Origin of the sequence: Candidatus Acidulodesulfobacterium ferriphilum (assembly GCA_004195035.1) — a bacterium.
Taxonomy (GTDB): Bacteria; SZUA-79; SZUA-79; order Acidulodesulfobacterales; family Acidulodesulfobacteraceae; genus Acidulodesulfobacterium; species Acidulodesulfobacterium ferriphilum.
In genome coordinates this window covers 13,752-28,212 of record SGBD01000002.1, presented here as the reverse complement: position 1 = coordinate 28,212, position 14,461 = coordinate 13,752, and the positions used below count along the sequence as shown (strand labels likewise).

The window sequence follows — 14,461 nt, the reverse complement described above, 5'->3', positions numbered from 1 at the left end:
TAAGGCTTAAAAAATCTCTTTACTGAACAGTTTAAGCTGCCTGTTTTCTTGAGTTTCTATATAAATTGCCTGCGGATAGATACCGGAAAAACAGGCTTCGCAAAAGTTCATTTCATCTCCGACCGCCCTTCTTAAGCCGTCTAACGATAAAAATCTTGTCGAACTAGCGCCAAGCTTAGCATTAATCTCTTTTTCGCTATATTTCGATGCTATAAGTTCGTCTTTAACGGGGGTGTCGATTCCATAAAAACATGGAGCCGTCACCATCGGGGAGCTTAAGCGAAGATGTATCTCTTTTGCTCCTGCAAGTTTTAGCATATCCACAATCTTTTTCGATGTGGTGCCTCTTACAACGGAGTCGTCCACGACAACCACTCTTTTTCCTTTTATAACATCCAAAACAGGGTTTAGCTTAACCTTAACGCCGAAATGCCTTATAGCCTTTTTTGGCTCTATAAAGGTTCGTCCGACATAGTGGTTTCTTGTAAAACCCATCTCGAAGTCGATGCCGGATTCCTTGGCAAATCCTAAAGCGGCTGGAACGCCGGAATCCGGAACCGGTATCACTATGTCGGCATCGGCATTAGCTTCTTTTGCAAGTTCCATGCCCATTTGAATGCGAAGTTTATAAATGGACTTTCCGTTAAAAAGGCTGTCCGGTCTTGCAAAATATATCAGCTCAAATACGCACCGCGATTTTTTTTCTTTTTCAAAGGGAAATATGCTTTTAATCCCTTCGTTGTTAACCAATATTACCTCTCCCGGTTCAACATCCCTTAAATAGACGGCATTTATCAAATCTAAGGCGCATGTTTCCGATGCAAAAACAATGGAACCGTTAACCTTTCCCATGACGAGCGGCCTAAAGCCAAACGGGTCTCTTGCCGCTATCACCTCTTTTTCCGAAAGAAAAAGAAAGGAGTATGCGCCCTTAAGCCTTTTTAGCGAGCTGACGACCCTGTCTATAAGAAGGCTTTCGGTTGATGAGGCAATTAAATGGATTACAACTTCGGTATCCGATGTGGAGGAAAATATCGAGCCGTTTTCCTCTAGTTCCTCTTTTATCACATGCGCATTTGTTAAGTTCCCGTTGTGTGCCACGGAGATTGACCCGTAATAGTAGTCCGCAACTAAGGGTTGAGCGTTTTTAAGAAGTGTTTCGCCTGATGTCGAATATCTGACATGCCCTATGGCATTTTTACCTTTTAACTGGGAAAGGGTATTTTCTTTAAAGACATCGTTTACCAGCCCTAAACTTTTATGAAAGTATATGTTTCTATTATCGGATGATGCAATACCGCAGGACTCCTGACCCCTGTGTTGAAGAGCATATAACCCCAGATATGTAATATTCGGAGCTTCTTCATGGTTATATATGCCAAATACGCCGCATTCATCTTTAATTTCTTCCATTTTTAACAAAAACCTCTTTTGATTTTTAAGGTTTTAAAAATTATAAAAATCTAATTAAATAAAAAAATAAATATAACGGGGCAACTTTACATATAGGCGGCGCTAATAATCTTTTCTACTCCCCTTTCGTATCCATATTTTATTGTATCACTTTTTAGCTCTATTGTGTTATTAATTTTCATCACATCTTTGCCGACAGCTCCTATCTTCAACAAACTTACATTAAAATTACCCGCCGCCTTTAATAATTTTTGCTTAACAATGCTATTTGAGGTTATGATGAAAGCCTGTTCAAATTCGGAAAACAAAATCTCGTCGTTCCTTAATTCTTTAATATTTAAATCGACCGTAAATCCCAGAATTTTATTCGGATTTGTAATAGAGCTTTCGGCTAAGGCAACAAAAATACCCCCCTCGCTAATATCCGCGGCGCTTTTCACCATGCCGCTCTTTATCAATGACCTTATGCAGTTTTGAAGGCTTATTTCATAGTCTAAATCGATGCCTGCCGGTTTTTGATAAAAATCTTTATGAACTAAATCCATATATAAACTGCCGCCCAAATCCCCCTTAAGTTTGCCGAGTAAAAAAATTTCATCGCCTTCGTCTTTAAAATACGGCGTTACGGCATTATTGACATCTTCTATAAATCCAACCATACCGATTACCGGCGTAGGATAGATTTTAGAAATTATGGTTTTGCCTGTTTCCTTTTTTGCGGTTTCGTTATAAAAGCTGACATTCCCGCTTATAACAGGTGTATTTAGTTTTGTGGCGGCGTCTTTAATGCCTTTAACTACTTCGCTAAATTGCCACATAACTTCAGGGTCTTCCGGACTTGCAAAATTAAGACAGTCGGTTATGGCAACGGGGGTTCCGCCGCAGGCCGCAATATTTCTGGCGCATTCCGCTACGGCAAGGACACCCCCCATATACGGATTTAAGTAAGCATATCTGGAATTGCCGCTAACATTCAACAAAAATCCCTTATTATTATCGTTCCTGTCGTCTTTGCCTGCTTCGTTACAGCCTTTAACCCTTAAAACCGCAGCCGAAAAACCCGGGGGGGTAACGGTATTTGTACCTATAGAGTAATCGTACTGGGTAAAAATCGGCCTTTTTGATGCTATATTAGGATGCATCATCAACCTTTTAGCTACTTCGTTTAAATTTTTCGGAACCTTATAGTTATTAATTTTTACAGGTAATATTTTTTGTAAATATTCAGGTTTTATTTTCGGCCTGTTATATGCGGGACCATTCACGACCATGCCGACATCGAGAGACTTATAAGGTTTAGAATTATAATAGAACTTTATGGTCTTTTCGTCTATAACTTCACCCACTTTAACGCAGTTTAAACCCCATTTGTCAAAAACCCCGTTTAACGCGTCGAAATCTTCTCTTCCTGTGGCAAGAAGCATTCTTTCCTGCGATTCCGAAAGCATAATCTCGACAGGAGTCATGTTGGGCGTTCGCAAAGGAAAAGCGTCAAGGTTAATGATCATACCGTGTCCGCTTTTGTCGGCCATTTCGAAGGATGAGCTCGTAATGCCTGCCGCTCCCATATCTTGAATGGAAACTATGAGTTTTTTATCCATTGCCTCAAGACAGGCTTCCAATAATAGCTTTTCCGTAAAAGGATCCCCGACCTGCACCGTGCTCCTCTTCTTGTTCTTTTTTGAGTCAAACTCCTCGGAAGCCATTGTTGCCCCGTGTATCCCATCCATCCCCGTTGCGGAACCGACATAAACGACAATATTTCCAACCTCGCATTTTGAAGATAAAAATATTCCGTCTTTTTTTACTATCCCTATCGTAAAAGCGTTTACCAATATATTGTCGTTATAACATTCGTCAAAAACAACTTCCCCCCCTACGGTCGGAACGCCCATGCAATTTCCGTAAAACCCGATCCCTTTGACGACTTCGGAAACATAGTAAGGCGTTTTCGGATTAAAACAACTTCCAAACCTTAATGAATTAAGATTTGCAATCGGGCGGGCGCCCATTGTAAAAATATCCCTCATAATACCGCCGACTCCCGTGGCAGCCCCTTGAAACGGTTCTATAAAGGAGGGATGATTATGGCTTTCCATTTTAAAAATAAGCGCATCTCCGCCGCCAAAGTCCACGGCGCCCGCGTTTTCACCCGGCCCTATGACAATCTTATCACCCTTCGTAGGCAGTGTTTTAAGATAAACCTTTGAACTTTTATAAGAGCAGTGTTCCGACCACATTGCCGAAAATATTCCAAGTTCAAAATCGTCAGGTTCATGTCCTAACAGTTCATTTATCTTTTTGTACTCATCTAACGATAAACCGAATAGCTTATAATTTTCCTTTTCCTTTTCAACGAGCTTCTTGCCCCGTTTTTTTGCAAGCGGCTGCTTTTTCACTTTTGGTTTGATTGCCATTTTATTATTTTTCTCTTATATATTTTATTATCGATTTAAAGATATAACCCCCGTCCTCGCTGCCGAGAAGTTTTTCGGATGACCTTTCAGGGTGGGGCATAAGCCCCATTACATTAAATTTTTCATTTGAAATGCCTGCTATATTATAAAGCGAGCCGTTCGGATTAGAACTATCGGTTAATCCCCCGTCAGGTTCGCAATATTTAAAAATTATTTTATCGTTTTTGTTCAGATCGCCTATTATTTCGGGTGTGGCAAAATAATTGCCGTCATGATGGGCAATGGGCATTTTAAGAACGGCGCCCTTTTTTACGGCGCATGTAAACGGCGTATCGGCTTTTAATGTCTTCAGATATACATTTTTACACTCAAATTTTAACGACCTGTTGGCGAGCATAACCCCGCTTAAGAGTCCCGCTTCTAAAAGTATCTGAAAACCATTGCAGATGCCCAGTATTATGCCCCCTTTAGCCGCGTATTCCCTTAAGGTTTCCATAACCGGACTTCTTGCCGCCAGCGCTCCTGCCCTGAGGTAATCGCCGTAAGAAAAACCGCCGGGGATAACAATTAAATTATACCCGCTTAAGTCGTTAATTTTATCTTTATGCCATATAAAAGAGGTACTTATGCCAAAAATATCGGCTAAAGCATAATATACATCAAAATCGCAGTTTGAGCCTGGAAAAACGGTTATGCCGGCTTTTATGTTTTTATTATTCATTTTATTTCGATATCGAATTCTTCTATTAAAGGATTTGAAAGAACTTTTTCGGATATTTCTTTTATTTCTCCGTTTAACATATCAGCTTTACTCTTATCCTCTTTATCCGAATCTATCGTAAGTTCTATATATTTTCCGACCCTGACATCCTTAATATTATTATAACCTGAGGATTTTAACACGGATAAAACTGCTTTTCCTTGAGGATCAAGGACTTCTTCTTTTAATGTTACCTTAATCATTGCTTTTTTGCCGCTCATTCCCCCCCCCGTAAGATTAAAATAATATAGATGAGATAGACGCAATAGATGCTTAATTTAAATATTTGCGTACTTATCAAAAATATAATTAATATATTTATAGTAGTAATTTATATCGAAAATGCCTTCAATTTCGTTAATCGTCATAAGCTTTAACACCGACTCATCCTTTTTTAATAAATCTTTAAAATTTATTTGCGTCTGAATGCTTTCATGCGCCAATTTTTGAACGATTTTGTAAGCATCCTCCCTCAGCATGCCTTTACCGGTCAAAGATAAAAGAACCTTTTGAGAAAAGATTACTCCTTTTGTCAAATCTATGTTTTTAAGCATATTGTCCTTGCTTACAATCATATTATCAATTAAATAGATTAGCTGATTGAGCACATAATACGCTAAAATAGTAGAATCAGGTCCTATAATCCTTTCAACGGATGAATGCGAAATATCTCTTTCATGCCAGAGCGGGATATTCTCGATGGCGGCAATAAGATTCGACCTTAAAACACGCGAAAGACCGCAAATATTTTCCGATACGATAGGGTTCTTCTTGTGCGGCATAGCGGACGATCCTTTTTGTCCGGGGGCAAAAGGCTCTTCTAATTCGGCAACCTCCGTTCTCATAAGATGCCTGATTTCAAGAGCAATTTTTTCACATGAAGCGCCGAGAGTGGCAAGCGCATAAAAGGCATCGGCGTAAACATCCCTTTGAATAACCTGATTTGACAAAATGGATTTTAAGCCGAGCAAATCTAGCGCGTCATGCTCGACTTCGGGCGGTATGTTAGCATAAGTTCCCACAGCCCCAGAAAGTTTGCCGTAAGAAATCGATAAAATAGCATCCTTAACCCTCTTTTTAACTCTTTTGATCTCTTCATAAAATATCAACAGTTTAAAGCCGAATGTAATAGGTTCCGCATGTATTCCATGCGTCCTGCCTATCATAGGGGTAAGCTTATGCCTTAGCGCCTGATTTCTTAAAGACCCTTCGAGAGCTTCGATTTTTTTAAGTATCAGTTCCAGCGCCTGCCTCAAAATTAAAGAAAAGGATGTGTCGCCGATATCCGACGATGTGAGTCCCATGTGGATAAATCTTGAATCTTCTCCGACATATTTTGCGACATTGGTTAAGAAAGCAATTACATCGTGTCTTGTAATCCGCTCCGTTTCCTCTATTTCGACAACATTGAATCTGGCTTTTTTAATTATGTTGCCTATGGAATTGTCAGGAATTTTACCAAATTTATTATAAGCGGAACACACGGCTAATTCAACTCTAAGCCATGTCTCATATTTGTTTTCTAAAGACCAAATTTTTGCAATTTCGGGCAAGGAATACCTTTCTATCAAGTAAAATACCCTCCGTATTATAAATACAATTATTTTTTTGTAGCAATGGCTATTTTATAAAACCCGTGTTCTACGCTTAAACCCATAACGCTTACGATATCGGCCGCCGTGGATTTTTTATCGGCCTTAATTATAATAGTCGGGTTACCGCCGTTTACCTTAAGATTTTTTAAAAATAAAGAAAGCTGTTTTAAAGAAAGCTGTTTCTTTTTATAAAAAATTCTGCCGCCTTTTGTTATGTATATGGTAACAGGTTTTTTAGATTCGGTAACGGATTTAATTCCCGATTTGGGTAAATGTATTTTTAGACCGTAATTAGAAGTAAATGTGGTTGTCATCATAAAAAATATGAGTAAAGTTAAAAAAACATCAACCATGTTGATGACATTTATGACCGGGTCAGGTTTTCTTCTTTGCACAAACTTCATATAATAATAATTTTATAATTTAAAAAGCGGATACGATGAGAACGATAAATTAATCTTATTTTATAAAGGCTATAACCCTTGACGCCGTGTCTTCCATCATGGCGCCAAAATTAAACGCCTTAGAGGCAAAATATTTATAAAACAAAAAGGAAATAATGGCGATTATAAGCCCAAGAGCGGTTGAATACAAAGCTTCCGAAATACCCAGAGCCAATAAGTGGGGGTTTGTGATGCCGCTTTGATATGAAACGGCGCCGAGCGCCTTTATCATGCCGACAACCGTTCCCAACAGGCCTAAAAGCGGAGCAATCGTGGTTATCGCGCTCAATCCTTCAAGGTTTTTTTCAAGGTCTAAATATGCCCTTTTACCAGACTCCTCAACCTCAAGCTTCATTGTATCGGCGGAATTTTTATAGTTGCCTATAATAGCAAGATAAATCCTTGAGATAGGGGTCTTGCTGAGCAGGCATAAACCTTTAGCCTTTTCGATATCTCCATTTTTTAAAGAATCTTCCACATTCGATAAAAAATCTTCCGGAAATATTTTTGATTTACGAAGGCTGTAAAACCTTTCTATTATAATAGCTAAAGCAACGATAGAACACAATATTAATGGATATAGAAAGAATTCCGTTAATAACTCGCTTTGATTAAACATAATATTTGACCCGAACCTTTTTAAATTCTCTAACGCTTTCTAAAGCGTCAAAATCGTTAATTCCAGTAAGAGCGGAAATGTCTTTCATTATTTTAAAAGCCTCTTCTTTAGATTTTGCATGTATCATCGTAAATATGTTATATTCCCACCTTCCGGGATAAACAGGCCTTTGATAGCAATGGGACACTTCTTTTACCGAAGACATCAGCTTACCGTTTTTATCGACATCTTCAGGTTTTGATTTCCATATTCCCATTATGTTATAACTGAATCCGGCTTTTTGATGATACAAAACGCAGGCAAATCTTCTCATCTTTTTTTCGGATATAAAATCTTTTACTTGATTTAAGAGTTTATCTTGAGAAATCCCTAAATACACGGATGAATTTTTAAAGGGTTCGGGCGTAATTTCCAAATCCTTTTGCAGTTCTTTTATACAGCATTTCTCAAAATCGGACACATTTATATCGACATCATCTTTAAAATCGTCATGGGAAAAAAATTTAAAGGAGGCGTTATCTTCACCCGTCATATCAAAGTTAACCCCTATTTTAAAAAGTTTAAGGGTCGGAAGTATTAAATAATCCGAAGCATTAGACTCCTTGCTTAAAACTTTAATCTCTTCTTCGAGATCTAATTCGGCCGGCAAAGTTATAGTGAACCAGATATTATATTCGTTGCTTCTTAAATAATTATGGCTGACCCCGTTATGAGAATTAATAATATTTGCGGCAAAATCCACCGAACCTTCGCTTACCTTGAATGCGGCTAATGTGCTTTTATAACCTATATTATGAGAATCAAATATGGCGCTTATTTGCCTTATAACTTTAATTTTCTTTAAATTTAAAATTCTATCTATAACCTCTTGCTCGGTTATGCCGATTGCGCCTGCGATATCAAGAAACGGCCTTGCGGAAATTGGAAAATCCGTTTGCAGTATATTTAATATCTTTTTATCGGTTAATTCAAATTCCATATTAAAGCCGATGCAATTTCCTTAAAGGTTTTCGGTCAAGTAAATTTTTTATATTTTTATAACAGTATAATTATAACAATTTATTAAAATAACCGTCAAGAATGAAATTCGCCCTGCACTAATTATAAAAGGAAAGCCCCCGGTTATTAGTTTTAACAACCGAGGGCTTTAAATTAAAGAAAGAATGCTTTAGAACTATTTTAAAGATTCAAGATATTCCGCAATAGCGTTTACCTGAGATGCAGGCATATCTTTATGGTTAGGCATAATTGCCATATAGGATTTGCCGTTAATCGTAACCATACTGCCTGATGCAAAATGAGCGCTGGGCGTAACTATCTGGGTCTTGATCCATGACAAACTTCTCTGGCTCCCGACATGCGAAAGGTTAGGTCCAACCGTTCCGCCCTTTCCGTTAATGGTATGGCAGGCAATACATCCTTCAGAGCTGAAAAGCGATACCCCGCTATACGCGTATGCCGAAATCCCAAATGCCGACACGCTTAGAAAAATAACCGACATCAAAACAAACTTTTTAACTTTAAACATCAATTTTTTTTACCTCCTTTTTTTATTTTAATTGTAATATATGCAAACTTAATTTATTGTACATATTTCAAAATAGATTTATTAACAATTAAGCCAAAAATATAAAAACCGATTAAGTTAAGCCGCGCATATCGAATTAAAAAGAGGTAGATAAAAGGTTTATTTTAAAGATTCAAGATATTCCGCCAATGCGTTAAGGTCTGACGCTTCCATATGCTTATGCCCTGGCATAATTGCCATATAGGATTTGCCGTCAATCGTAACGGAACTTCCATCCGCAAAATGAGCGGAGGGATCGGTTATTTGGGTCTTAATCCATGAAAGGCTTCTTTTGCTCCCGACATGCGATAGATCAGGCCCTACTGAACCGCCTTCTCCGTTAATGGTGTGGCAGGCAATGCAGCCTTCGGAGCTAAAAAGCGATGCCCCCGATGCGGCAAAAACAGCGCTTGCGCTAAACATCAAAGCTGCGGCAACAAATAAAGATGCGATAAATTTTTGCATAATTAAAATTTTCACCCCCTTAAAAATTAAATTAATTTTAAAACAATACCATTATTATTTATATAATATAAATTTATATAATATAATAAGTTTAATGTCAATGGTTTTTACAAGTGGTGCAAGCGGTGCGGAATTAAAATTAGCGCCGCGCTCAATTAATATTATTTTTTTATTGACCTTTACTGTTTATAAGAATTAAAATACCCGAAAAGAAAAATATTTAAAAGAAAAATGAATAAGCAATAATTACTAATACCTTTGGAGGAATTATGTTTTCAACTTTTAAATCAAGACTTTACATAGCGGCAATTGTTATGTTTATCGTTTTTCTGATTTTAAATTTTTCCCTGCTCGGCTTCTTAAATAAAATCAAAAACAGGTCGTATATTCAAGCTGTTTTGGGCTCCGTATCTATTTCTTTATTGAAGGTTAACAGAAATGCCATTAATTTAATATACTTAACCAAACTGAGAAAATCCGGCATTGCATTGGCCAAACTTACGAAAAAAAAATATAATACCGCATCTATCGATAAAAAAATAAACATTCTGGTAGATAAAATTAAATTGGCGAGAAAAAGCAACGTTATAGCCGTAAACGGTTTTTACTCAGGATTTCAACGCGAACATTTTAAAAAGCTTTTCGGAATGGAAAAGAGTTTATTGAAAAGACCTGCCGCTTTAAAAACTCCCGAAGCTAAAGTAAAAATGAACGAACTTAAGCAAATTATGGCAAAATACAGACCTCATGTTATCGAACTTTTAAAAAATCCTATTAAAGCTGGACCAAATTTAAAAGCGTCTTATTTTAACGATAAGATGGACGCTATTATTAAATTGCTTGACTTTGACCGGTACGCCATGTCTTCCGGCATGAATAATAAAATTAAATTTTTATTGGATATGTTCATAGTTGTCCCATTTTTAGTATTGTTAGCGTTGCTTTCTGTGAGCTATTATTTTAAAAGATTTTTAATAGACGAACTTGAAATTACAATCAAAAAAATAGAAGACGTCGCCAACGGAGATTTAAGGTCCAAGATAAAAACCTGCGTAAACCCCAAAAACGAAATAGGAAGGCTCATTGGGCATGTTAATACCCTGGTAGAATCTTTGTCTGCTAATGTCAAATCTATCAACAATGCGGTAGATTCCATTTCGAGTTCGGGAGAAGAGCTTAATTATTCTTCGAAAGAGCTTAAAAGCAATATGGAAAATATGAAACAAAACAGTTCTTCGATAGTTGAATCCATAAAACAAATAACTATGGCTATCTTAGAAGTTGCAAAAAATTCAAGTTCCGGGGCACAGGAAGCGGACCGCACGCAAAAAGCGACCGAAGAGGGATATAATGCAGTCCAGGGCGTTATCAAAGAGATAAATTCAATTGAAAAGGCGGTTGATAAGGCAGCAGCCGTAATGGAAGAACTGGGGGTTTCATCGCAGAAAATAGGCGAAATTATCGCGGTAATAGATGAAATAGCCGATCAAACTAATCTATTGGCTTTAAATGCGGCAATAGAGGCTGCGAGAGCAGGAGAACAGGGAAGAGGTTTTGCGGTTGTGGCGGATGAAGTCAGAAAATTAGCCGAAAGAACCACAAAAGCAACAAAAGAAATTACCACAATGATAATCTCCATCCAGGAGGATACCGTAAAAGCCATAAAGTCGATGAATAACGGAAAAGAAGAGGTAAGAAACGGCGTCGAGGTTGCGAAAAAAGCAGGGGAAAGGATTGAAGCTATAAGGGAGCTTACAAATAAACTGAAGGATATGATTACGCAAATAGCAACGGCTGCGGAAGAACAGTCAACAGCCACCGAAGAGATTTCCGCCTCAAGCGATTCAATCTTGAGGGCGCAGGAATCGACATCGGCAAGCACCGATCAAATACAGACGAGCGCATTAGAATTATCAAAACTTGCCTCGTTGCTATCTAAGAACATCAGCGTTTTTAAAATATAAATGGAACAAAGGTATATATATGCAATATAAAACTTAATAAATTAACTTACAAAAGTTACAAATAATTAAGATAAATGCCGTTAAAATACAAAATTTTTAAAGTTTTAATAACTTTTTTTATTTTAATCGCCATCGGCTCTTTAGGTTTCTTTATACTTAAATTCCGGTATATCAATGCCGCCGTTTTAAAAAATCAAAGACCATCCTTTAAACCTCCTGAAAAAGAAGACAAAGTTTCGAATAAAGATTACAATGCGGCCGCTTCGCTTTCTGCCCGCGGTCTTGTGAAGTCCCTTCGGGACTTTCATGCTATTTATTACGGAAATTACGGAAAAGATGTATTATTGGCCGATTATATCCTTTCTAAGTTGGGCTATCTGCCGTTAAATTGCGTTATTAAAGAAAAACACAAAAAAGTAAAATTTATTTGGAAATGGAAATATAAAAATATCCCTGTTGAAGTAAAATCTAAATGGAAACCCGGTTATTTTAATACCCTGATTAAAAGCGCCGTTATGAATTTTCAGTATGAACAAAGACTTATAGTAACGGGCGCGATAAATAAATCATTATGGAAAGTTTTAATAAAAGATTATCTGAAAAAAAGCGGTATTAATTATTGGGGAATATACTATACGATAGTCAATAAAAATTTTCCGGAAACTATAAGTATCTGGAGAAACGGGAATATTATCTTTACTTCTTTAGCAAATACAGGGATTACCGAAGCGCCGACAAATGATGGAGTTTTTCCGATATACCTGAAATTTTTCACTACAAATATGAGCGGAACTACCCCATGGAAAACAAAATACGACGACACGGATATCCCGTTCGTAAATTATTTTAACGGCGGCGAAGCGCTGCACGGTTTTCCAAGGGGGATTTACGGCGTTAATCAAAGCATGGGATGCGTAGAACTTCCAATAATAAATTCCTATGCGGCATGGAAAAAATTGAGCTACGGTTCTTTGATTATTGTCAAGAAATATATAGGCGAAAAACCTGCATATAATGAAAAGCTAAGGCCAAAAAAATTTCATCTAAAATTAAAACTCAAACAATTAAAACAGATAAGCAGAAAATTTAAGCTGTTATATGTTGAACACAGTTATGCTTACAACGGCGTGCCGTTAGCCTATATCAGGCTTTTTTATTCAAAAAGAAACAAAGTAAACGATAAAACTATTTTAACGACCGATATTAATTATGCCTCTAATATTAATTTTATTAGTATAGGTAGAGGCAGAGGCAGAAAGTTAAGAAATAAATTAATTTTTTTCTCCGATACTAAATCGCTCGAAGGTACATTCGACAGAAGCGTTTATTGTTTTATGTTAAATAACCCCGGCAATATACAAATGGCTTCAACCGTAAGACATAAAAATGAAGGAATACTGAGCAATATAGCGGTCAACAGAAATAAGATTTGGTTTATTTTATATCAGTATAAGCACGGCAAGCTTAAAGACTATCTCGAAGAAAACACCTTTAGCTTTATTAACGGCAGAATCAAGACATATCCCGCCCGCAAAATAAAACTCAATTTTTATTCATCCTATTTAACATTCGATAGTCATGGCAATTTATGGATGAGCGGTTTAACGCCTTCCGGGAACGGCGTCGTTAATTATATTAAAATGCTTGGATATAAAAGCATAAAGGCGAATAATAAAATTAAAAGCAAGGGTATTAAAACAATATATTCATTTAAAGGCCATTTTTACGGTACGATGCCTTTTCTTGTAGAAAACGACGGGTCTATATTTATTCTTAAGCATTCATATTATGATAACGATTTCTTAAACGATTTAATAGAAATCAGAAAGAATGCAAAAAATAATTTATCGATATTAAATATAACGAATTTTAAAGGCTTGATAGGAAATTTTACCGGGAATATAAAAGGAAATATTTTTTTCATTAAAAATTACTTAAAACGTGGAATATTCCAAAAGGATTTGTATGAAATATCCACCGGCAAGACGACTAACAAAGTTCATAAAATATTTAGCTTTTATGGAAATTCAAATGGAGTAGTAAATAATATTTTATTAGTAAATAAATAAAAAAATATTAAAAATTATTAAAATTTTTCTTGCAATTTTATCTATATGAAATATAATAAAAAATCGTGTCTTTATTTTAATTTTAAGAAGGAGGTAAAGTAAAATGAATTCCTTAGGAACGCATTTACTTTTAGAGCTTAAAAATTGCAGGAAAAATATCCTTGGAGACCTTGATTTTGTGGAAACTGCCCTGTTAGATGCGGCTACGGAAGCAAAAGCTACCATTGTGGAATATAAGTTTCACGAATTTAACCCGTTTGGAATAAGCGGAATGGTAATAATTGCGGAGTCTCATCTTTCTATACATACATGGCCTGAATATGATTACGCCGCTATCGATATATTTACCTGCGGAAATCTAATAAAGCCTCAAGAGGCGGCTAAATTCTTAATCGAAAGATTTGGGTCGAAAGAACCGCAAATTATGGAGATAAAAAGAGGACTTATATCGATATACAATGAAGACCTTCCCCATAAAGTTTTTTGCGAAGAGAAGCTTGTAGCCCGTTAGCTTAGAATTTCAAAATTTTTGTAAAGTTTTTATTAAAACAGCCATAAGGGGTTATTTTTTGAAAAAGCCCTGCATCGGTTTTATCTATTTTTATCAAAGCTTCTTTTATATTTTTTAAATTACCGCACAAATCTAATAGCGGCAAAAGTACAAATTTGCGATTTTTGATTTCTGGATGAGGTAATTTGAGCTCCTGTAAGTTTAGTTTTATTGTTTTTCGGTTATAATTATCATAAATAAAGAGTATATCGATATCGATAACTCTCGGCGAATATCTAACTGCCTCTTTTTTTCTGCCCAAATCTTTTTCAATATTTTTTAATTTGAAAAGAAGCTGCTTTCCAAAATCCTTATATGTTTTATAAAGATTTTGATTTGCCCCTGTCATTCTATATAAAATCACGCAATTCAAAAAATCAGGCTGATGAGCCGCACTGATTTTCAATTTCGCATTTCCCACCGGCGAAGATAAATAAATATTGGATGAACTTATAATATTAATATTTGTTATTTCTTTCCGTATAAGAAACACCGCGTTAAGCAGATTATTTTCTAAGTTGCCTACATTGCTCCCAAAACCGAGGTAAATATCATAATATGCATTTCTGCTACCCATTTTTATCCACAGATTTATCTAT

At 36.4% G+C, this 14,461-nt stretch carries 14 protein-coding genes; 3 read left to right on the top strand and 11 right to left on the bottom strand.

Going from position 1 to position 14,461, the window contains the following annotated elements; genetic code table 11:
* Positions 1-6: 6 nt before the first annotated feature.
* The 10 genes from EVJ47_04540 to EVJ47_04495 all read right to left on the bottom strand — a co-directional run bounded on the left by EVJ47_04540 (position 7) and on the right by EVJ47_04495 (position 9,279).
* Positions 7-1,413 (bottom strand): amidophosphoribosyltransferase, encoded by a 1,407-nt coding sequence (locus EVJ47_04540; GenBank protein ID RZD14441.1) that lies wholly within the window; start codon positions 1,411-1,413, stop codon positions 7-9.
* Between the two features lie 86 nt (positions 1,414-1,499).
* Complete coding sequence (gene purL, locus EVJ47_04535) at positions 1,500-3,830, bottom strand: phosphoribosylformylglycinamidine synthase subunit PurL (GenBank protein ID RZD14440.1); 2,331 nt, start codon at positions 3,828-3,830, stop codon at positions 1,500-1,502.
* Between the two features lie 4 nt (positions 3,831-3,834).
* Entirely contained in the window at positions 3,835-4,551 is a 717-nt protein-coding gene (gene purQ / locus EVJ47_04530; protein RZD14439.1) for a phosphoribosylformylglycinamidine synthase I, read from the bottom strand.
* Complete coding sequence (gene purS / locus EVJ47_04525) at positions 4,548-4,811, bottom strand: phosphoribosylformylglycinamidine synthase subunit PurS (protein RZD14438.1); 264 nt, start codon at positions 4,809-4,811, stop codon at positions 4,548-4,550. Before purS ends, purQ begins: the two co-directional genes overlap by 4 nt.
* Before the next feature lie 57 nt (positions 4,812-4,868).
* Positions 4,869-6,161 (bottom strand): adenylosuccinate lyase, encoded by a 1,293-nt coding sequence (locus EVJ47_04520; protein ID RZD14437.1) that lies wholly within the window; start codon positions 6,159-6,161, stop codon positions 4,869-4,871.
* Positions 6,162-6,190: 29 nt separating this feature from the next.
* Positions 6,191-6,589, bottom strand: a complete 399-nt coding sequence (locus EVJ47_04515; protein ID RZD14436.1) for a biopolymer transporter ExbD — start codon at positions 6,587-6,589, stop codon at positions 6,191-6,193.
* A gap of 55 nt (positions 6,590-6,644) precedes the next feature.
* Positions 6,645-7,247 carry a MotA/TolQ/ExbB proton channel family protein gene (locus EVJ47_04510; protein ID RZD14435.1) on the bottom strand — a complete coding sequence of 201 codons (603 nt, stop codon included), beginning with the start codon at positions 7,245-7,247 and terminating at the stop codon, positions 6,645-6,647.
* Positions 7,240-8,226 (bottom strand): Lrp/AsnC family transcriptional regulator, encoded by a 987-nt coding sequence (locus EVJ47_04505; GenBank protein ID RZD14434.1) that lies wholly within the window; start codon positions 8,224-8,226, stop codon positions 7,240-7,242. The genes EVJ47_04510 and EVJ47_04505 overlap by 8 nt, the downstream gene beginning before the upstream one ends.
* Positions 8,227-8,421: 195 nt before the next feature.
* Positions 8,422-8,775 (bottom strand): cytochrome c, encoded by a 354-nt coding sequence (locus EVJ47_04500; GenBank protein RZD14433.1) that lies wholly within the window; start codon positions 8,773-8,775, stop codon positions 8,422-8,424.
* A 159-nt stretch (positions 8,776-8,934) separates the two neighbouring features.
* Positions 8,935-9,279, bottom strand: a complete 345-nt coding sequence (locus tag EVJ47_04495) for a cytochrome c (GenBank protein ID RZD14432.1) — start codon at positions 9,277-9,279, stop codon at positions 8,935-8,937.
* Between the two features lie 269 nt (positions 9,280-9,548).
* On the opposite strand from EVJ47_04495, the gene EVJ47_04490 reads away from it, so the two are divergent.
* The 3 genes from EVJ47_04490 (at position 9,549) to speD (ending at position 13,823) form a co-directional block, all read left to right on the top strand.
* Positions 9,549-11,243, top strand: a complete 1,695-nt coding sequence (locus tag EVJ47_04490; protein ID RZD14431.1) for a methyl-accepting chemotaxis protein — start codon at positions 9,549-9,551, stop codon at positions 11,241-11,243.
* A gap of 74 nt (positions 11,244-11,317) precedes the next feature.
* Positions 11,318-13,312: a hypothetical protein gene (locus EVJ47_04485; GenBank protein RZD14430.1), complete on the top strand. Its 1,995-nt coding sequence runs from the start codon at positions 11,318-11,320 to the stop codon at positions 13,310-13,312.
* Positions 13,313-13,415: 103 nt separating this feature from the next.
* The gene (gene speD / locus EVJ47_04480; protein ID RZD14429.1) at positions 13,416-13,823 is read left to right on the top strand and encodes an adenosylmethionine decarboxylase; all 408 of its coding nucleotides are present in this window, start codon (positions 13,416-13,418) and stop codon (positions 13,821-13,823) included.
* 1 nt (position 13,824) lies between these two features.
* On the opposite strand, the gene folK is transcribed toward speD, so the two are convergent.
* On the bottom strand, positions 13,825-14,439 hold the full coding sequence (gene folK, locus EVJ47_04475; GenBank protein RZD14428.1) for a 2-amino-4-hydroxy-6-hydroxymethyldihydropteridine diphosphokinase: 615 nt from the start codon (positions 14,437-14,439) through the stop codon (positions 13,825-13,827).
* Positions 14,440-14,461: the final 22 nt, after the last annotated feature.

What these genes read in the sequence shown, in the direction of transcription:
- EVJ47_04540 (RZD14441.1), bottom strand. Translation starts at nt 1,413, where the DNA reads ATGGAAGAAATTAAAGATGAATGCGGCGTATTTGGCATATATAACCAT.
- purL (RZD14440.1), bottom strand. Translation starts at nt 3,830, where the DNA reads ATGGCAATCAAACCAAAAGTGAAAAAGCAGCCGCTTGCAAAAAAACGG.
- purQ (RZD14439.1), bottom strand. Translation starts at nt 4,551, where the DNA reads ATGAATAATAAAAACATAAAAGCCGGCATAACCGTTTTTCCAGGCTCA.
- purS (RZD14438.1), bottom strand. Translation starts at nt 4,811, where the DNA reads ATGAGCGGCAAAAAAGCAATGATTAAGGTAACATTAAAAGAAGAAGTC.
- EVJ47_04515 (RZD14436.1), bottom strand. Translation starts at nt 6,589, where the DNA reads ATGAAGTTTGTGCAAAGAAGAAAACCTGACCCGGTCATAAATGTCATC.
- EVJ47_04510 (RZD14435.1), bottom strand. Translation starts at nt 7,247, where the DNA reads ATGTTTAATCAAAGCGAGTTATTAACGGAATTCTTTCTATATCCATTA.
- EVJ47_04505 (RZD14434.1), bottom strand. Translation starts at nt 8,226, where the DNA reads ATGGAATTTGAATTAACCGATAAAAAGATATTAAATATACTGCAAACG.
- EVJ47_04500 (RZD14433.1), bottom strand. Translation starts at nt 8,775, where the DNA reads ATGTTTAAAGTTAAAAAGTTTGTTTTGATGTCGGTTATTTTTCTAAGC.
- EVJ47_04495 (RZD14432.1), bottom strand. Translation starts at nt 9,279, where the DNA reads ATGCAAAAATTTATCGCATCTTTATTTGTTGCCGCAGCTTTGATGTTT.
- EVJ47_04490 (RZD14431.1), top strand. Translation starts at nt 9,549, where the DNA reads ATGTTTTCAACTTTTAAATCAAGACTTTACATAGCGGCAATTGTTATG.
- EVJ47_04485 (RZD14430.1), top strand. Translation starts at nt 11,318, where the DNA reads ATGCCGTTAAAATACAAAATTTTTAAAGTTTTAATAACTTTTTTTATT.
- speD (RZD14429.1), top strand. Translation starts at nt 13,416, where the DNA reads ATGAATTCCTTAGGAACGCATTTACTTTTAGAGCTTAAAAATTGCAGG.
- folK (RZD14428.1), bottom strand. Translation starts at nt 14,439, where the DNA reads ATGGGTAGCAGAAATGCATATTATGATATTTACCTCGGTTTTGGGAGC.